Source organism: Brevibacterium sp. R8603A2 (assembly GCF_023072605.1).
Lineage (GTDB): Bacteria > Actinomycetota > Actinomycetes > Actinomycetales > Brevibacteriaceae > Brevibacterium > Brevibacterium pityocampae.
The window spans coordinates 62,277-79,733 of sequence record NZ_JALLGN010000010.1 but is presented as its reverse complement, the minus strand read 5'-3'; the positions used below and the strand labels follow the sequence as shown (position 1 = coordinate 79,733).

Sequence of the window (17,457 nt, the reverse complement as noted above, 5' to 3'; positions counted from 1 at the left end):
TGTGCGGTCGGTGATTCCAGGACGCGCGTCAGGCGCCGAGGACGATCGAGCGGACGCGGTCGATGGCCTCGTGGAGCTCGGCGTAGTCCCGGATCGCCGGGCCGGCGACCCCGAGGTTCCACACGACCGCGGCACCCAGCAGGACCACGAACAGCAGTGTGGACACGACGAGCCCGGTGACGGCGACACCTCGGCCGTGGGTCGCCCCGCGCAGCCCGGTGGCGGCGAGGACGATCCCGGCCGCGGCGGCGAGCGCCGGAGCGAAACCGATGGAGGGGAGGAGCAGGAGGACCGGTGCGGTGAGCAGCGCGACCCCGGAGAGCACGAGGGCGAGGACGCCCCCGCCGGTCGCGGACCCCTGCGGTGCAGGCGCCGCACTGTTCCGGGACGTCGCCGCCTGCTCACGGTGGCCGGCGGTGCTGGGGGTGAGATGCGTGGTGGACATGGTGGCTTCCTTTCGCTGGAGCGTTGTCGTGTCCACCACTCTCGCGGAATGCCGCGCCCCGATCGTCTCCCTCGGGGCCGATCTTCCGCGTATGCCTCAGGGCATAGCCGGCCGCCCCAGCACAAGGTCAGCCGGCCGCCTCCTGTTCGGCCGCCCAGGCGGCGATCCGGCGGCTGCTCTCCTCCTCGGAGAGGTCCTCCACCCGGGACATGATCGACCAGCGCACCCCGAACGGGTCCCGGATCGAGGCGTACCGGTCGCCGGAGACGAAGGTGCTCACCGGCTCACGCACCACCGCCCCGGACTCCTCGGCGCGCTGTACGACCGCATCGACGTCCGAGCAGTACAGTCCCAGCGAATAGCAGGCCCGATCGCCGCCCGGGGCCGGAACCATGCCGTAGTCCGGGCTGGGCTCGCCGATCTGGAGCCTGCCGGTACCGAGGTCGAGCTCGGCGTGGACGACGACGCCGCCCATCTCGGTGGCGTCGACGACGCGGGCGCCGAACACCGAGCGATAGAATTCGAGTGCATCACCTGCACCCTCGATGGCGAGGAACGGGGTGAGGCTCGTCGAGCCGTGGGGGATTCCGTCGGTCGTGTGGTCTCCTGTGACTCCGAAACGGAGTGTGTCATGTGTGTTCATGGAATGAGCGTACGAGTGAGCCTGACGTCGACGCTTGGAGATTCACGACGACTTCCCGGAGGGACGGTGCGATGACCGACCCGAGCGATGAGCGGGGGATCCTGTACCCGGCAGCGCTCCCGCGCTTCCACCGGTACCCGGCTCCCGTCGACCTCAGCGATCGGATCCGCTGGCTCTGGAACCCGGTGTGGGACCTCCCGCCGGGGGAGAGCTCGCGGCAGAACCTGCTGCCGTTCCCTGCCTCGAACCTCGTCGTCGATCCCACCGGAGTGTCCCTCGTCGGGCCCACCACGGGGGCCTCCCATCGCGAGCTCAGCGGCAGCGGGTGGGCGTTCGGGGCGCTGCTGCGGCCGGCCGGGATCGCAGCCCTTCACCCCGATCCCCGCGCAATCGCCGACTCCGAGGTGCCCTTCGCGGCACCCGCATTGCACCGGTCGGTGACCACCGCGATGCAGGACGGCGGCGAGGAGCACGACCGTGATCGTGCCGCCGAGTCGTTCACCGCGTGGCTCCGCGAGAACCTCGCACCGCCGGACGAGGGCGGTCTCCTCGCCAACGCGATGGAGGACCTCATCGCCGCCGACCGCTCCCTCGTCCGCGTCGACGAGGTCGCAGTCCGCCTGCGCATCTCCGTGCGCGGTGTGCAGAGGATCGCGCAGCGGTACGTCGGACTGCCGCCGCTGACCATCATCCGCCGGTACCGGCTCCAGGAGGCCGCGCAGCGACTCCGCGAGGACCCGCCGCTGTCGATCGCGCGGGTCGCCGCGGAGCTCGGCTACGCCGACCATGCCCACCTGAGCACCGACTTCCGCCGCGTGCTCGGATTCACTCCGCTGTCCTACCGCGGTGATCCGATCCATTCGCCGAGGCACCGGACGGAGTCCGGTGGACGATGACCGACGCACCGCTCGCATGAGATGGAAGGAGAAGTTCATGCGCATCCTCATCACCGGGTCGACCGACGGCCTCGGCCGGGCCGGCGCCGCATCACTCCTCGATGACGGCCACGAGGTCGTCGTCCATGCCCGCAGCCCGCAGCGGCTCGCCGTCGTCGCGGAGCTGACCTCCCTCGGGGCCGAGGCGATCGTCGGCGACCTCGCCCGCCCCGACGAGGTGGCATCACTGGCCGAGGACGTATCCCGGTTCGGGCCGATCGACGCCGTCATCCACAACGCCGGGATCATCGACGGGCCGGACGTGCTGCCGGCCAACGTCATCGCACCCTATCTGCTCACCGCGCTCGTCCCGGCCGCGCGGGTGATCTACCTCAGCAGCGGCATGCACCGAGGCGGCCGGGCTGAGCTCACCGGAATCGAGCAGCCAGGTGAATCGGTGTCGTACTCCGACAGCAAGCTGCTCGTCACCGCTCTCATGGCGGCCGTCGCGCGGCGCCGGCCCGACGTCATCTCCCACGCCGTGGATCCCGGATGGGTGCCGACGAAGATGGGCGGGCCGTCCGCGACCGACGATCTGGCGCTCGGACACGTGACCCAGGCGTGGCTCGCGGCCACGGACGACCCCGCGGCACGCGACTCCGGAGGCTATTGGCGCCACCAGCGGATCGAGGAGCCGCATCCGACGGTCCAAGACGAGCAGTTCCAGGACGAGCTGTGCGCCGCCCTCGAGCGCCCTACCGGGGTCAGCCTGCCGCGACCGTGAAGTGCCGGTCCTCCCCGGGGTGCTCGAGCTCGTTGACCACGGCGATCGCGAGGTCCGGGGCCGTGATGCGCGAGCGCCCGTGCGCGTCGGTGAGCAGCGTCGTGGTCCCGCGCCGGTACACGCCGGTGCGCGCACCGGGCTCGAGCACGGCCGGCGGGCTGAGATAGGTCCACCCGGTGAAGGCATGCCTCCGGCATACGCGGTACTGCGCCAGACTCGCCGCGGCGACCGCCCGCCACGCCTCGGGCACGTGTTCCGGGTCGTCGATGAGGAGGCGCCCGGGATCTCCCGGGGAGCGCAGCGGCGCGGAGCCGCCGACGATGAGGACCCGGGTGCCGGACCGCTCCGCGGCATCGAGCACCCCGCGGGTGAGCCCGGCGACGGCGGACTCCTCCCCGGGTGGCAGCCGGATGGCGAGCACCGCGGCGTCGACCTCGGCGAGCACTGCCTTGACCGCCGCGTGGTCGGCGATGTCGACGGCACGGGATTCGCACCCCGGCCGGTCCGGCTCCGCGCCCGGCCGGCGGGAGAGGGCGAGGACGGAATGGCTGCGGCTGAGCGCCTCGGCGACGGTGGCGCTGCCGACCATGCCGGTGGCGCCGAATACGGCGATTCTCATGATGGTCGAGTCTCCTTCTGTGGGATGTCGGGTGTCGGGTTCGAACGGGTGGGTGAGGGGAGCTGACCGGCGACCATCGCGGTGAGTGCGACTGCGAACCCGACCAGCTGGACCGGGGTGAGGGCCTCGCCGGCGATCGCCGCGCCGAGGACCGCGGCGACGAGCGGGGAGAGGAGGCCGAGGAGCGCGGTCGCGGTGACGGGCAGGCGTCGGATGCCGGAGAACCACAGGGTGTACGTCAGCAGTGCGCCGACGAGCCCCAGCCACAGGTACCCGGCGACTGCCGGGGCGTCGATGCCGGCGGGCACCCCGTCGATGACGAGCGCCGGGACGAGCAGCACGAGGCCGCCGGCGATGAGCTGCCAGCCGGCCAGGCCAAGCGAGGACACCCCGGGCGGGCGGCCCCAGCGCTTGGTGAGCACGACTCCGGTGCCCATCGACACGGCCCCGGCCATCCCGGCGAGCACGCCGAGCGGACTCAGCGCGGCGGCGGGCCCGAGGACGACGAGGCCGATGCCCACGACGCCGACGATCCCCCAGGCCACGCGCCACGCGGAGAGCCGCTCGTGGAGGATCGCGACGGCGAGGAACGCGACGACGAGCGGCTGGGTGGCGCCGAGCGTGGCGGCGACCCCGCCGGGCAGGAACTGCGCGGAGAGGAACAGGAGGGGGAAGAACGCACCGATGTTGAGCGTGCCGAGGACGAGGCTCTTCCACCACCACGCGCCGTGCGGCAGCTGCCGGACCAGCAGCACCGCGAGGAGGCCCGCGGGAAGCGAGCGCAAGAGCGCGGCGAACAGCGGATGGCCCTCGGGCAGCAGGTGCGTGGTGACGATGTACGTCGTGCCCCAGACCGCCGGGGCGAGTGCCGCGAGCGCCGTCCAGCCCGCGCGGGTGCTTCCGGTCAGGTCGGCTGCCGGAGCGGGGGAGCGGGGCGGGGTCGGAGTCATGCGTCCATCGTCGGACCTCCGCCGATGATGAGGCCAACACATTGTTGTCATGCTGAGCATGAACAGCGATCATGGATGGATGGAGCTCCAGCAGATGCGGTACGTCGTCGCCGTCGCCGAGGAGCGCAGCTTCACCCGGGCGGCCGAACGCTGCTTCGTCGTGCAGTCCGCGCTCAGCCACCAGATCAAGACGCTCGAGCACGAGCTCGGCGTCACCCTGTTCGCCCGGTCGAGCCGCCGGGTCGAGCCCACGCCCGCCGGCCGGGCGTTCCTCCCGCAGGCGCGGGCGAGCCTCGAGGCCGCGGAGCGCGCGGTGGCCGATTCCGCCGCCGCGATCGGACGCATCAGCGGCACCCTGACCCTCGGGGTGATCCCCACCGTCACCGCGCTTGACATCGCCGCGACGCTCGGCGCCTTCCACCGGGCGCACCCCGAGGTGCGGATCGCGCTGCGCGGCGGCGGCAGCGACACCTTCGTCTCCGCCATCGCGGACGGGCGGATGGACGTCGCGGTGCTCGGCCTGCCGGACACCGGGCCGCCGCAGGGCGTCGCCTCCCGCGTGCTCGCACGGCAGCGTCACGTCGCGGTCGTGTCCTCCCGCCACCGGCTCGCCGGGCGGAAGCGCATCGGACTCGCCGACCTCACCGGAGAGGCGTTCGTCGACTTCGCGCAGGGCACGCCCGGGCGCACCCAGTCCGACCTCGCGTTCCGGGCCGCCGGACTGCGCCGGGAGGTCGCCTTCGAGGCGATGAGCACCGAGCTCATCCTCGACCTCGTTCGCGAGGACCTCGTCGTCACCCTGCTCCCGCCCGCGGTGGTGCCCGCAGACCCCGGGCTGCGCACCATCACCGTCACCGGCGGGCCCACTCGCATCGAGTACCTCGCCTGGAGCGGCTTCAACCCCTCACCGGCGGCGCTGGCGTTCCTTGGCGGAATCCAGCCGCCGGAGTGCCGGGGCGGCATCTTCATCCGCCGGGAAGGGCGATCCGTGGGACCATGAGTCCATGGCGTCCGACGCCCCGCTCGACCCGCCCGCAGATCCGCCCCCGCAGGGGTCCGGACCCGCTGGAACCGGGCCCGAGGCGCCGCGGGCTCACCATGCGGCCCGCGGTCCGCTCGCCCTCAGCGCACTCGGCATCGTGTTCGGCGACATCGGCACCAGCCCGCTGTACTCGCTGCAGGCGGTGTTCAGCGTCGACCACAACTCCGTCGCACCCACGCGCGGCGACGTGTTCGGCATCATCTCGATGGTGTTCTGGGTCATCACCGTCATCGTCTCCGTCAAGTACATCGCCCTCGTCATGCGCGCCGATAACGACGGCGAAGGCGGGCTCCTCGCTCTCGTCGCCCTCATCCGGCGCAGGCTCGGGGAGCGCGGCAGGCTCACCGGCACCGCGCTGATCCTCGGCATGGTCGGTGCCGCCCTGTTCTACGGCGACTCGCTCATCACCCCGGCGATCTCCGTGATGTCGGCCTTCGAGGGCCTCGCGGTGGTGCGGCACGGGCTGTCCGGGTGGGTGCTGCCGCTGTCGGTGGGGCTGCTCGCCGTGGTCTTCTGGGTGCAGCGGTTCGGCACGACCGCCGTCGGCCACCTCTACGGGCCGATCATGGTGGTCTGGTTCCTCACGCTCGCCGTGCTCGGGGTGCCGCACATCCTCGCCACCCCGGAGATCCTCGGCGCGCTGCTGCCGCACCACGCGATCGTCTTCGCCGTCGAGCGCCCCGGCGTAGCGTTCATCGCGATGGGTGCGGTGGTGCTCGTCATCACCGGTGCAGAGGCGCTCTACGCCGACATGGGACACGTCGGCCCCCGGCCCATCCGGCTGGCTTGGTTCGGCCTCGTGTTCCCGGCGCTCACACTCAACTACCTGGGGCAGGGCACCGTGATCCTGGGCGATCCGACCGCGATCGACAACCCGTTCTTCCACCTCGCCCCGACCTGGGCGACGGTGCCGCTCGTCGGCCTCGCCGCGCTCGCGACCGTCATCGCCTCGCAGGCGGTGATCTCCGGGGCGTTCTCCGTGTCCCGCCAGGCCGCGCGCCTGGGGATCCTGCCGCGTCTGACCATCAGGCACACCTCGCGGCGGGAGGGCGGGCAGATCTGCATCGGCTCGGTCAACTGGATGCTCTTCGCCGGTGTCCTCGTCCTTATCGCGCTCTTCCGCTCCTCCGTGGCCCTCGCCGCGGCTTACGGGCTGGCGGTGACCGGCACGCTCGTGCTCACCTCCGTGCTGTTCATGGTGTTCGCCCGCCGGGTCCTGGGTGCGGCCTGGTGGCAGCTCGTGGTGTTCCTCGTGCTCATCGTGGGAGTCGAGCTCGTGCTCCTCGCGGCGAACCTCACCAAGCTGCTCCACGGCGGCTGGCTGCCGGTCACGATCGCGGTCGTGCTCGTCACCGTGATGGCGACGTGGCGGTGGGGAGCGGCGCGCGCGGCGGCCGGCCGCGCCCGGCTCGAATCACCCCTCGACGCGTTCCTCTCCGGCACCGCCGCACAGGCGGGCCGCGTGCCGGGGGTCGCGGTGTTCCTCCACCAGGATCCCGCGACGACCCCGCTGGCGCTGCGCGACTCGGTGACGTTCAACCGGGTGCTCCATAAGCAGAACGTCATCATGACCGTCGTCAATGCCGACGTGCCGCACATCCGCCACGACGAGCGCGTCGTGGTGGAGCGGCTGCCGCACCCGGGGTTCATCCACGTCACCTGCCGGGTCGGTTTCATGGACCCGCAGGACGTGCCCCGGGCGCTGGCGCGGGCGCAGGCCCTGGTCCCGGACCTCGACCTCGACCTCGACGTGCACCGTGCCCGGTACTTCCTCTCCATCGTGCGGCTGACCACGGCGCACCCGCCGTCGTGGCGCCGGTGGCGCACCGCGGTGTTCCTCTGGCCCGCCGGGACCGCCGCGGACCGGACCACGGCGTTCCACCTGCCGTCCGACCGGACCGTGATCATGGGCGGCCGGCTCGTGCTGTGAGGCCACGGGAGCAGCGCCGTGCCGGTCGGACGAACGCTCCGGCGACACCGACGAGCGCAGTGACCGCGAAGGCGAGCGGCGGACCGATGGCTGTTGACAGCGACCCGACCAGCGGTGTTCCTGCCGCCTGCCCGAGGGCGAGGACGAGGAAGGCGAGGCCGACGCCGGTGGCGGGGGAGTGCATGTACACCTGAGTCCCCCAGACCAGCAGGATCCCGGTGAGACCGATGTAGGTGGCGCCGAACACCGCCGCCGCACCCCAGGCGATCGGCACGGAACCCGGGAGCGCCGCGAACAGCACTGTCGCTGCCCCGTTGAGGATCATGGTCGCGGTCCAACTCGGCCCGACGCCGAGGCGCGCGACAAGTCCACCGGCGGCAGCGCCGGCCATGCCGAACGCGCCGAGGAGGATCCAGGCAACCGTCGAGGTGAACTGAGTCATGCCGCCGGTGCCCACGAGCAGGTCCCGCCCGAACGTCCATACCGCCGAGCTCGCGATCCCCATGAGAGCCGCGGCGAGCACGAGTCGGCCGGACCCGGCGGGGAGGCGCTGCAACTGGAATGCGCGGTGTGTTCTCCCCTTGGCGGGGGACGGCGCATCGGTCGTCCGGAGCGGTCTCCCGCCCGGCACCGCGAAGGCGACCCAGAGTGTGACCGCTGCGCACAGCCCGGCGAACACGAACCAGGCGAGCCGCCACTGACTCGCGGCAACGAGCGCGACCGGCCCGGAGATGAGCACGCCGAGTCTGGTGCCGGCGTTGACGACGGTCTGTGCGCGATCCCGCACCCGCTCCCTCACCGTGGTGGCGATCGCCTGGGCCAGCGGAGGCGAGGCGATGCCCGTGCTCGAACCCGCGACGATCACACCGATGGCGAGCGCCATCGCATTCGGGGCGAGCGCGATGAGCAGGACCCCAACAGTGGCGACGACTCCCGCGCTGATCGCCAGGGTGCGGCTCCCGAGCCGCGGGGTCAGCGCGGTCGAGGCCACGATGGCGAGGCAGTACGCGGCGTAGGACCCCGAGGCGATCGCCCCCGCGGTGGCGGCGGTGAGTTCGAACTCGGCGCTGAGCACCGGGACGAACAGTCCGTAGGAGAAGCGCGCGAGCCCATAGCAGGCGGCGATGAGCGCGAGCCCGGCACCGGTGAGCTGCGCAGTCCTCCACCGCCCCGGAGCAGGCGTGCTCGTCACTGCGGATCCCAATCCCATCGTGCTGCCTCTTCATGAGGTTTACAGGTCTGTGAACCTGTGGCTACGCTGCGTATACTCGGCAGCAGAGTCAACGAGGAGGACATCGGTGGGATCGAGTGGAGCGGCAGCGGGCCAACGCACGTCCGCAGGCCTGAGCCCAGGTGCCCGCCGGATCCTCGACACCGCCTCCGCCCTCTTCTACGAGCACGGGATCCACACCGTCGGAGTGGACACGATCGCGGCGCGATCAGGCATCACCAAGCGCACGCTCTACGACCGGTTCGGCTCCAAGGACGCGCTCGTCACCGCATACCTCCAGGCACGTCACGAGGCGTGGTGGGACGACCTCGAGCGGCGCATCGACCGGGCGCTCGCCCCGCGGGTCCTCGCAGTCTTCGACGCCTACGCCTCGACCGGTCTGCCGAGCGTACGCGGCTGCGCGTTCCTCAACGCCGCCGGGGAACTCCCGCTCGACCACCCCGGCCAGGCGGTGATCCGGGCGCACAAGACCGCGGTGCGCCGCCGCCTCGGCGAACTCCTCCACGCCGACCACCCGGACCTCAGTGACCGCGGATCCCTGGCCGAGCACCTCTTCCTGCTCCTCGAGGGCGCGATCGCCCATCGCGGAGTCGACGGCGACGACCGGCGCCTCGTCCGCGCCCGCGGACTCGCCGCACAGCTCCTCGGGGACACCCGATGAGCACCCACCAGGAGCGCACTGCCCGGGTGACCACTACCCGGGCGGGAACCGAGTTCCTCCGCAGCCCAGGCCTGCCGCAGCTGGAGTTCCGGCGTCCGGCCCAGGATCGTTCCTGCTACCAACCGCACGCGCACGAGCGGTTCTCCGTCGGGATCATCGACAGCGGATCGACGCTGTTCTCCGGCGCGGTTGGTGACCCGGTCCGCCTGGTGCCCGGGGACGTCATCCTCATCCCCGCGGGCTTCGTCCACGAGTGCAACCCCGACGGCGGTCGCTGGGAGTACCGGATGATCCACGCCGATGAGGCCTGGCTCGCCGCGCTCGTCCCGGACGATCACTCCGAGCTCCTCGCCGCTGGCCTGGCGGCAGAATGACCGGGTCATCCGCGGCCGGGAGATGCTGCGCGCCGGAACCTCTGTCGTGGAAACCGCGATCGCCCTGGGGTTCGTCGACCAGAGCCACTTCCACCGGGTGTTCCGGGCCCACGTGGCCGCACTGCCCGGTGCCTACCGCGGCTGACCGCCGCGCCCGGCACACCTGCAACTTCGTACAAGACCGCGCCTCACTGCTCCGGCCATGCTCGATGCAGATCATCGTCGAGCCCCCGGAGGTCCCGTGGAGCAGTTCCTCGCCGTCGCCCTGGCCAACGGCCTCTTCATCGCCGCGGCCTTCTCCGGCATGGCGCTCATCACGAACGATGCGGTGCTCCACGTCATCCAGGCAACAGGGGGGATCTTCCTCGTGCACATCGGGATCGTGTTCCTGCGCTCCCGCACAGCACTCGACCCGGCCGAGGTGCACCGGGCCGCCCGGACCACGTGGACGCGCAACCTCGGCCTGGGCCTCGCCTCCGGTCTGCTCAACCCCAAGAACGCGCTGTTCTACGTCAGCCTCGCCTCTGCGGTGACCACCGCGAGCCCGGCTGCGCTCGTGCTCTACGGCGGGTGGATGTTCACCCTCGTGCTCGTCTGGGACCTGTTCGTCGCCATGGCGCTCGGTTTCCGGCGGGGTGATCGCCGGCTGCGGGATGAAGGATGAACCGCAGTCGCTCGGGTAGTCTGCTCGAAACGTTTTGGAGACCGGAACCGAGCTATCCTCCGTTCTCAGCGAGTATCGATTCGTAGTCTCGCCCGCCGTAGAAGATGCCGATGATTGCGACCACCTCTTCGAGCACGGCGAACGCGATCACCACTCGTCTTCTGTAGCCGATCGTGCGGAGCCCCGGTCTGATGTCATCGCGTTCGGAACCACGGAAGGGAAAGTCTCCAAGCCCCTCGCAGAAGTCGACGATTGCATTGGTGAATCGCAATGCGGTGTCGGGTGAATCAGCATCGGCGATGTAGTCGTACAGGTCATCGAGCTGACTGAGCGAGTCGCGGCCGAAGACGACGCGGTAGTCGTTCACGTCTCGCGGGAGTGCCGAGATGCAAGGCGGGCTCGAACCTCATCCGGACTCGCGGCTTCGGCAGGTGATTCGACCGCGGAGTCGTAGGCGGCGGCGACCTCGTCCTGCAACCACCGTTCGATCGCAAAATCGCGGGCGAACAGAGCACGCAACCCATCTCGGACGACTTCGCTCTCACTCGCGTACTCTCCCGAGCGGACCCGCTCGCGGAGGGCGTCGGCCATGTCGTTGGGGAGCGTGATGCTCAATTGACGGGTGGTCCGCATGATCGACCTCCGAACTCCGATGGGATTCCATCCTACTCAGGGCGAGGCCTGCAGGCGAGGCTCGTTCGAGAGGATTTCGACGGTGCCGCGTGAGCTGTGCCTCAGTGCTGCATCGACCGTAGGAACCGCGCGGAGGACGCTCCGTGGGTAGGATCGGAACCGGCCGCGACGACGAGGCACCTTCCGCCGCGAGGGGCTCTCCGGTCGGGGCGGAGAGGAGAGCACGCATGCGCAGGTCGTCCGACGGATCCGCCCCGCTCCGGCTCGGACGGACGGGCTACTTCTGGGCGGCAGCCTCTGTCCTCGCACTCGGCCTGTGGTCCTCCGGGTCGCCGAGCGTCCTCTACCCGATCTACGCGGACCGGTGGGACCTCGCGCCGGTCGTCGTGACGTCGGTGTTCGCCACCTACCAGCTCTCGCTCATGGTCGTGCTGCCGCTGTTCGGCAATCTGTCCGACCTCTACGGCAGACGACGGGTGATGATCGTCGGCATCGCTCTGATCGGGCTCTCAGCGCTCGTCTTCGCGCTCGCCCCGAACGTGCTGTTCCTCTACGCCGGGCGCGTCCTTCAGGGTGCGGGAACCGGGCTCACGGTGGGCGCAGCCACTGCGGCGCTGACGGAGAACAACCCCACTGCGAATCCGCGCTTCGCGAGCACCACCGCCACCGTCGCGACCGCCACCGGTCTCGCCTGCGCCCTGGTCCTCAGCGGTGTGCTCGCCGAGCATTTCCCGCTGCCGCTGGTGTGGAGCTACATCGTTCTCCTCGGCCTTGCTGCAGTGTCGATCATCGCGCTCGTGCTCAGCCCGGACGACCGGCCCGCCGCCCGGGCGAGGTGGCGCCCGCAGGCCCCGTATGTGCCGGCGGGGATGCGCCTCGGGTTCCTCATCGCGACCCTGTCCGCGGCGCTCGCGTACTGCGTCGGCGCGATCTTCCTCTCGCTCGGCGCGACGATGATCGACCAGTTCACGAGCACCGACAACACCGCAGTCGTCGGCGGTCTGCTGGGAGCGTCGGCCGCCTGCATCGGACTCACCGGGCTGTTCCTCGGACGTGCGCGCGCCGGCGCGCTCGTCGCCGCCGGAGCGCTGGCCACCGTACTCAGCGTCGGACTCATGGCCGCGGCGAGCGCATTCGAGTCCCTGCCGCTGTTCTTCGCCTGGTGCATCGTCGGCGGCATCGCCTACTCGCTGGCATTCACCGGCGGGCTCGGCGTCATCAACCGGATCGCTCCGGATGAGCACCGCGGTGCCGTGCTCTCCCTGCTCTACCTCGTCGCCTACACCCTCCAGGCGGTGGCCGTGCTCGGTGTCGGGGTGCTCGCGACCGCCGGCTCGCTCGGCGCGGCAGTGGGTATCGCCGCCGTCGTACTCGCCGTCGTCTGCGTCACCGTGCTCGCGCTCCTCCTCGTCGATCGGCGGGCAGGAGCAGCCTGAGGGTCAGTTCGCAGGTTCGTCGAAGCCGACGAACACCGTCGCCTCGTCCACCGACTTGCGGGCGGACACGACGCTGTTCGCCGGGAAGGACTCGTCCGGGTGGCCGATGGCGATCGCGATCATGATGACCTGGTCCTCGGCGATGCCGGCGTGCTCCCGCACGACGGGGGACTGCATGATGCCCTGCGAGTTGACGCAGCAGCCGAGGCCCCGGGACCACGCCGCGTTGACGAGCGCGGTGGCGACCGCTCCGCAGTCGAACACCGGCACGTCCCCGCCGTGGAGGTCCCGGTCGTAGGTGACGATGATGCAGGCCGGGGCGTCGAACTGCCGGAAGCCGCGCAGCACCCAGTCCTGGCGCGCCGGTTTGTCCTCGCGTGCGATGCCCATGGCGGCGAAGAGCTGCTTGGCGACGCCGATCTGGCGCTCCCGGTGCTTGCCCTGGTACGGGTCGGAGCCGCGGAACTCCCGCGACTCCGGGATGCCGGCGAGGTTGCGCTCGACGTTGCCGGCGCGGATCCGCTCGAGGGGCTCGCCGGTGATGACGTAGAAGTTCCACGGCTGGCTGTTGAGTGAGGACGGCGACCGGATCGCCAGGCCGATGATCTCCTCGATCACGGCCCGGGACACGGGTTCGTCGGTGAACCCGCGGATCGTCCGGCGTCCGAGCACCACCTCGTCGTAGGTCATGGGGAGGGGCTGCAGGGTGCGCTCCGCACTCCTCGGTGCTGGTCTCGGTGAGACGACTGTGTCCATCCCTCATAACTATCACATCGCCGGCAGGATCATCCGCCGCCGGTCCCCGTCGAGGTGGTCGAGCCGGTCGACGGCCGCGAGCTCGGCATCGCGGCGGAGGCCCAATCGCTGTGATCGTCGATGGTGTAGGACTGCACCATGCACATCACGGGAGCCAGCAGCGCACAGGAGCACGGCCGCGATCCGCACGACGGGTTCGGCCGATGAGCGCCGCCGAGGAGTGGCCGCCGATCGTCGACCGCGCCGTCTGGGACGACGCGCGTGCCGTGCTGCAGCAGGAGAAGGTGCTCACCCGGATGAAGGACGCGATCAGCGCCGCCCGGCGCCGGATGCCCATGGTCGAGGTGCGCTCCGACTACCGCTTCCACGGCCCGGACGGCACCGTGACGCTGCTCGACCTGTTCGACGGGCACCCGCAGCTCATCGTCCAGCACTTCATGTTCGGTCCCGATTGGCAGGAGGGGTGCGACGGGTGCTCGATGATGGCCGAGCACATCGGGCCGCTCTCCCACCTCCACGCACGTCGGACCGCGTTCGTGCTCAGCTCGCGCGCTCCGCTCGAGCGCCTGCACGCCTTCCGCGAGCGCATGGGCTGGGACCTGCCGTGGTACTCGACCGAGGGCGACGCCTTCAACATCGAGTTCGGGGCGACCGTCGACGGCGAAGAGCAGCAGGCGATCAGCGTGTTCGTGCGCCGCGGCGACCGCGTCTTCCACACCTGGTCGATCTACGCCCGCGGTGAGGAGCCCTTCATGATGGTCTTCGACCTCCTCGACCTCACCCCCTTCGGGCGGCAGGAGGAGTGGGAGAGCTCGCCGCCCGGGGTGCCGCAGGATCCGACGTACTCGTGGATGCGGCTCAGCGACAGCTATGACCGCACCGAACAGTCCTGCACCTGCCACGACGCCGACTGACTGAGCGAAGGCGCAGTCGGCGGGAACACAGCGGGCCGATCATCTCGGTCCGCGGCCCTCACAGCCACCCGGTCCCCGGGATCTCCTGATCCTCACGACCTCCACCGCTCGACGATGACCGTGTCACGCCACTGCCCGGCCTGAGGCCCGTAGGTCATGAGCGCGATCCGCTCCCGGCGGCCCACCGTGCGGAACCCGGCGCGCTTGTGCAGGCGGACGCTCGCGGTGTTCTCCGGGAACAGCGAGCCCTGAATCGTCCACACGCCGTGCGCGTCCGCGACCCGGATGAACTCGGCCAGCAGCCGCGCGCCGAGGCCGCGGCCGAACTCCTCGGGGTGGACGTACACCGAGTGCTCGACGACGCCCCGGTACACCGCGCGGGCCGACACCGGCGTGGCGGCCGCCCAGCCGCGCACCCGCTCGTCGTCATCGACGGCGACGAGGCGCAGCGCGGGGATCCGGCGCTCCGCGAACTCCTCCCAGCTCGCCGGGGGTGCGGAATCGAAGGTCGCCTGCCCGGTCGCGATCCCGGCCCGGTAGATCTCCTCCACCGCCGGCCAGTCCGCCTCCGTCATCACGCGGAAGCGCACCCCCGGGCCCGAGGCGCCGCTCATGCGTGCGACCGCTGTCCGCTGCGCCCGTGCGCGGTGCCCGTGGGGATGCCGAGCGACACCGGGGCCGCCGGTAGGCAGCACGCGCTCACCGGCGGGCAGCACGCGGCGTCGGCATCCGTGCCGCTGTCGCCGGAGTCGGCGCAGTCAGGGGTGTCGCAGCCGCCCTCGTCTCCGTCCACGGAGCCGAGGCCCGCGGAGCACACCCCGGTCTCCGGCAGCACGAGCTCGACGCGCTCGGCCGCCTCCCGGTCGCCGGCGAGCGCGGCCGCGATCGAGCGCACCTGCTCGTAGCCGGTGGCCAGGAGGAACGTCGGTGCCCGGCCGTAGGACTTCATCCCCACGATGTAGAAGTCCGGATCCGGGTGCGCGAGCAGCCTCGCACCGTGCGGGGGCACGGTCCCGCAGCTGTGGAACTCGGGGTCGATGAGCGGACCGAGCTCCCGCGGCGCCTCGACGACGGGATCGAGGTCGAGGCGGACCTCGCGCAGCATGCCGAGGTCCGGCCGGAACCCGGTCGTCGGCACCACCCGGTCCGCCTCGAGCGCGACGGGGCCGGCCGGGGTGTCGGCATGGACGGTCACGCCGTCGCCCGATTCCAGACCGGTGATGGTGAACTCGGTGTGCAGCTCGACGGCGCCGCTCTCGACGAGTGCGCGCAGGCGCGCGCCGAGCGCGCCGCGGGCCGGGAGCCCGTCCTGGTCCTCCCCGCCGTAGACGGCGTCAGGGAGTGCGGACCGGATCGCCCAGCTGATGCGGGTGTCCGCCTCCTCCGCCCGGAGCTCGGCGAGGGCGAGCAGGGTGTTCGCAGCCGAATGGCCCGCACCGACGACGAGCACGCGGCGGCCGGAGAAATGCTCGCGGTCCCGGCCGGTGACGTCCGGCAGGGGAGAGGTGACGAGTCCGGCGGCGCGGGCGGCCGCCTCGCCGGCGGCAGGAAGTCCCGCCTGCCCGAGCGGGTTCGGGGTGTGCCACGTGCCCGAGGCGTCGATCACCGCACGCACGCGGTGATCGGTGACCGCGCCCTGCGCGTCGGCGACCCGGACGAGGAACGGGGTGGTCTCGCGCTCGTGGCTGCGAGTCCGATCCATGCCCTCGCGGCTGACCGCGACGACCCGGGTACTCGTGCGGATCCGTCCGCTGAGCTCCGGGGTCGCGGCGAGCGGCGCGAGGTAGTCGGCGACGAGCTCCGCCCCGGTGGGCAGGCGGTCGAGGTCGGGCTCCGTCCAGCCGGTCGATTCAAGGAGTGCGCGGGCGGCGGGGTCGATGTCGTACCGCCATGGGGAGAAGAGGCGGATGTGGCCCCAGGCGCTCACCGCGGATGCCGGTTCAGGGCCCGCCTCGAACACGATCGGCTCGAGCCCGCGGGCCAGCAGGTGCGCCGCCGCGGCGAGACCGACCGGGCCGGCTCCGATCACGGCGACCGGCAGTGTGGACGGGTCGGCTGCGGGCACGGGCGTCTCCTCGGTTCGGGGTGCGCACGGTGGTCGCCGCACGCGGCTCAATCGACAGCCATCGCACATCGATGGCTGTCGATGTACAGCCAAGCATGTCGTATCGACAGGTGTCAATCTATGGGCATAATGGGGGAGTGACCACAGCGATGAGACCTGCCGGACCTGTTCGATGACCGACCGACCCCGGGGTGGGATGACGGCCCTGTGCCTGGCCCAGATCACCAGTTGGGGACTGCTCTACTACTCGCTGCCCGTCGCCGTCGTCCCGGTCTCCGCGGACACCGGGTGGAGCCACACGACGGTCACCGCCGCACTCGCCGCAGGCCTCCTCGTGTCCGCGGTGCTCGGCGTCCGGGTGGGCCGGCTCCTCGACGTCCGCGGGCCGCGTGCGGTGATGACCACCGGCTCCGTCATCGGGGTGCTCGCCCTGCTGCTCGTCGCCTGGTCGCCGAACCTGCCGATGTTCTTCGCCGCCTGGCTGCTCGCCGGCTTCGCTCAGGCCGCGGTGCTCTACCCGCCCGCGTTCGCCGTCATCACCCGCTGGTACGGGCCCCGGCGCGTCGGTCCGCTCACCACGCTCACGCTCGTCGGCGGCTTCGCCTCGACGGTGTTCGCCCCGCTCGTCGCCTTCCTCGTCGAGGTGTTCGGGTGGCGCGGGAGCTACCTCGTCATGGCGGGCATCCTTGCGCTCGTCACCATCCCGCTGCACGCGCTGTTCCTCAACGGTCCGTGGTCCGACGGCGCCCCTGTCCGGGCCACCACCGCTGCGACGGCGGAGATCCGGCAGGTCACCCGCTCCGCCCGGTTCCGGATCCTGCAGATCACCATGGCGGTGGCGACCTTCACCCTCTTCGCGGTGACGATCAACATCATCCCGATGTTCCTCGAGCGCGGGATGAGCTACGAGATGGCGGCCCTGTCGCTCGGCCTCGTCGGCGCCGGGCAGGTCATCGGCCGCATCGGGTACCCGCAGTTCGCCCGCGCCACCACACCTCGGATGAGGACGGTCACGGTGTTCATCGCCGGCGCCGCAGCACTCTGGGTGCTGGCGCTGCTCCCGCAGCCGTACTGGCTGCTCGTGGCGGTCGCGATCCTCGCCGGAGGAGTGCGCGGGTGCCACACACTGCTCCAGGCGACTGCGGTGTCGGACCGCTGGGGGACGAAGAACTTCGGCGCGATCAACGGCGCTTTCGTCGCACCGATGACCGCCGTCGGAGCGGTCGCCCTGGTTGCCGGGCCGGGTCTGGCCGAGCTGCTCGGCGGCTACCCGGCGATGGCGGTCATCATGGCCGCACTGTTGACCGGGGCCGCGCTCGTGGCAATGAGGGAGCCGCAGCCGAGGCCGGCGCCTCACCCCTGATGGACGGGCAGCTCCACATGCACGGCGAATCCACGGGCCGGAGCGGGGTCAGCGCCGGCCGGTGAGGCCCGG

General features: G+C 71.3%; 21 protein-coding genes. 11 read left to right on the top strand and 10 right to left on the bottom strand.

Annotated elements, in window-relative coordinates; translation table 11 throughout:
* Positions 1-28: 28 nt before the first annotated feature.
* Together MTQ12_RS11145 and MTQ12_RS11140 are read right to left on the bottom strand one after the other, a co-directional pair.
* Positions 29-445 carry a hypothetical protein gene (locus MTQ12_RS11145; RefSeq protein WP_137319523.1) on the bottom strand — a complete coding sequence of 139 codons (417 nt, stop codon included), beginning with the start codon at positions 443-445 and terminating at the stop codon, positions 29-31.
* 127 nt (positions 446-572) lie between these two features.
* Complete coding sequence (locus MTQ12_RS11140) at positions 573-1,088, bottom strand: VOC family protein (RefSeq protein ID WP_137319524.1); 516 nt, start codon at positions 1,086-1,088, stop codon at positions 573-575.
* 71 nt (positions 1,089-1,159) lie between these two features.
* Between MTQ12_RS11140 and MTQ12_RS11135 the strand changes: the two genes are divergently transcribed.
* Together MTQ12_RS11135 and MTQ12_RS11130 are read left to right on the top strand one after the other, a co-directional pair.
* On the top strand, positions 1,160-1,984 hold the full coding sequence (locus MTQ12_RS11135) for a helix-turn-helix transcriptional regulator (RefSeq protein WP_247618672.1): 825 nt from the start codon (positions 1,160-1,162) through the stop codon (positions 1,982-1,984).
* A 37-nt stretch (positions 1,985-2,021) separates the two neighbouring features.
* Positions 2,022-2,747 carry an SDR family NAD(P)-dependent oxidoreductase gene (locus MTQ12_RS11130; protein ID WP_137319526.1) on the top strand — a complete coding sequence of 242 codons (726 nt, stop codon included), beginning with the start codon at positions 2,022-2,024 and terminating at the stop codon, positions 2,745-2,747.
* On the opposite strand, the gene MTQ12_RS11125 is transcribed toward MTQ12_RS11130, so the two are convergent.
* Together MTQ12_RS11125 and MTQ12_RS11120 are read right to left on the bottom strand one after the other, a co-directional pair.
* The gene (locus MTQ12_RS11125; protein WP_137319527.1) at positions 2,728-3,366 is read right to left on the bottom strand and encodes an NAD(P)H-binding protein; all 639 of its coding nucleotides are present in this window, start codon (positions 3,364-3,366) and stop codon (positions 2,728-2,730) included. The genes MTQ12_RS11130 and MTQ12_RS11125 overlap by 20 nt on opposite strands.
* Positions 3,363-4,316 carry an EamA family transporter gene (locus tag MTQ12_RS11120; RefSeq protein WP_247618671.1) on the bottom strand — a complete coding sequence of 318 codons (954 nt, stop codon included), beginning with the start codon at positions 4,314-4,316 and terminating at the stop codon, positions 3,363-3,365. Before MTQ12_RS11120 ends, MTQ12_RS11125 begins: the two co-directional genes overlap by 4 nt.
* A 79-nt stretch (positions 4,317-4,395) precedes the next feature.
* Here MTQ12_RS11120 and MTQ12_RS11115 point away from each other — a divergent pair, with 79 nt between their 5' ends.
* Together MTQ12_RS11115 and MTQ12_RS11110 are read left to right on the top strand one after the other, a co-directional pair.
* Positions 4,396-5,316: a LysR substrate-binding domain-containing protein gene (locus MTQ12_RS11115; RefSeq protein WP_247618670.1), complete on the top strand. Its 921-nt coding sequence runs from the start codon at positions 4,396-4,398 to the stop codon at positions 5,314-5,316.
* 4 nt (positions 5,317-5,320) lie between these two features.
* Positions 5,321-7,288 (top strand): KUP/HAK/KT family potassium transporter, encoded by a 1,968-nt coding sequence (locus MTQ12_RS11110; RefSeq protein WP_247618669.1) that lies wholly within the window; start codon positions 5,321-5,323, stop codon positions 7,286-7,288.
* Here MTQ12_RS11110 and MTQ12_RS11105 read toward each other — a convergent pair.
* Complete coding sequence (locus MTQ12_RS11105) at positions 7,263-8,498, bottom strand: MFS transporter (protein ID WP_247618668.1); 1,236 nt, start codon at positions 8,496-8,498, stop codon at positions 7,263-7,265. The two genes, MTQ12_RS11110 and MTQ12_RS11105, sit on opposite strands and share 26 nt — an antisense overlap.
* A gap of 88 nt (positions 8,499-8,586) precedes the next feature.
* On the opposite strand from MTQ12_RS11105, the gene MTQ12_RS11100 reads away from it, so the two are divergent.
* The 4 genes from MTQ12_RS11100 (at position 8,587) to MTQ12_RS11085 (ending at position 10,218) form a co-directional block, all read left to right on the top strand.
* A complete protein-coding gene (locus tag MTQ12_RS11100; RefSeq protein WP_247618667.1) occupies positions 8,587-9,180 on the top strand; it encodes a TetR/AcrR family transcriptional regulator in 594 nt (197 codons plus the stop codon).
* Positions 9,177-9,554: an AraC family ligand binding domain-containing protein gene (locus MTQ12_RS11095; protein WP_247618666.1), complete on the top strand. Its 378-nt coding sequence runs from the start codon at positions 9,177-9,179 to the stop codon at positions 9,552-9,554. The genes MTQ12_RS11100 and MTQ12_RS11095 overlap by 4 nt, the downstream gene beginning before the upstream one ends.
* Entirely contained in the window at positions 9,481-9,699 is a 219-nt protein-coding gene (locus MTQ12_RS15245; RefSeq protein ID WP_217494849.1) for a helix-turn-helix domain-containing protein, read from the top strand. Before MTQ12_RS11095 ends, MTQ12_RS15245 begins: the two co-directional genes overlap by 74 nt.
* 96 nt (positions 9,700-9,795) lie before the next feature.
* Positions 9,796-10,218: a LysE family transporter gene (locus MTQ12_RS11085; RefSeq protein WP_247618664.1), complete on the top strand. Its 423-nt coding sequence runs from the start codon at positions 9,796-9,798 to the stop codon at positions 10,216-10,218.
* A 52-nt stretch (positions 10,219-10,270) separates the two neighbouring features.
* On the opposite strand, the gene MTQ12_RS11080 is transcribed toward MTQ12_RS11085, so the two are convergent.
* Together MTQ12_RS11080 and MTQ12_RS11075 are read right to left on the bottom strand one after the other, a co-directional pair.
* Positions 10,271-10,585 (bottom strand): type II toxin-antitoxin system RelE/ParE family toxin, encoded by a 315-nt coding sequence (locus MTQ12_RS11080; protein ID WP_137319535.1) that lies wholly within the window; start codon positions 10,583-10,585, stop codon positions 10,271-10,273.
* Positions 10,582-10,833, bottom strand: a complete 252-nt coding sequence (locus tag MTQ12_RS11075; RefSeq protein WP_247618663.1) for a type II toxin-antitoxin system ParD family antitoxin — start codon at positions 10,831-10,833, stop codon at positions 10,582-10,584. The genes MTQ12_RS11080 and MTQ12_RS11075 overlap by 4 nt, the downstream gene beginning before the upstream one ends.
* Positions 10,834-11,078: 245 nt before the next feature.
* Here MTQ12_RS11075 and MTQ12_RS11070 point away from each other — a divergent pair, with 245 nt between their 5' ends.
* Entirely contained in the window at positions 11,079-12,287 is a 1,209-nt protein-coding gene (locus MTQ12_RS11070) for an MFS transporter (RefSeq protein WP_247618662.1), read from the top strand.
* Between the two features lie 3 nt (positions 12,288-12,290).
* On the opposite strand, the gene MTQ12_RS11065 is transcribed toward MTQ12_RS11070, so the two are convergent.
* Positions 12,291-12,977: a nitroreductase gene (locus MTQ12_RS11065; RefSeq protein ID WP_137319538.1), complete on the bottom strand. Its 687-nt coding sequence runs from the start codon at positions 12,975-12,977 to the stop codon at positions 12,291-12,293.
* Positions 12,978-13,246: 269 nt separating this feature from the next.
* Here MTQ12_RS11065 and MTQ12_RS11060 point away from each other — a divergent pair, with 269 nt between their 5' ends.
* A complete protein-coding gene (locus tag MTQ12_RS11060; RefSeq protein ID WP_247618661.1) occupies positions 13,247-13,957 on the top strand; it encodes a DUF899 domain-containing protein in 711 nt (236 codons plus the stop codon).
* Positions 13,958-14,049: 92 nt separating this feature from the next.
* On the opposite strand, the gene MTQ12_RS11055 is transcribed toward MTQ12_RS11060, so the two are convergent.
* Positions 14,050-14,571: a GNAT family N-acetyltransferase gene (locus MTQ12_RS11055; RefSeq protein ID WP_247618660.1), complete on the bottom strand. Its 522-nt coding sequence runs from the start codon at positions 14,569-14,571 to the stop codon at positions 14,050-14,052.
* Positions 14,568-16,022, bottom strand: a complete 1,455-nt coding sequence (locus MTQ12_RS11050) for an FAD-dependent oxidoreductase (protein ID WP_247618659.1) — start codon at positions 16,020-16,022, stop codon at positions 14,568-14,570. The genes MTQ12_RS11055 and MTQ12_RS11050 overlap by 4 nt, the downstream gene beginning before the upstream one ends.
* Positions 16,023-16,194: 172 nt before the next feature.
* Here MTQ12_RS11050 and MTQ12_RS11045 point away from each other — a divergent pair, with 172 nt between their 5' ends.
* Positions 16,195-17,385 (top strand): MFS transporter, encoded by a 1,191-nt coding sequence (locus MTQ12_RS11045; RefSeq protein ID WP_137319541.1) that lies wholly within the window; start codon positions 16,195-16,197, stop codon positions 17,383-17,385.
* Positions 17,386-17,457 lie beyond the last annotated feature (72 nt).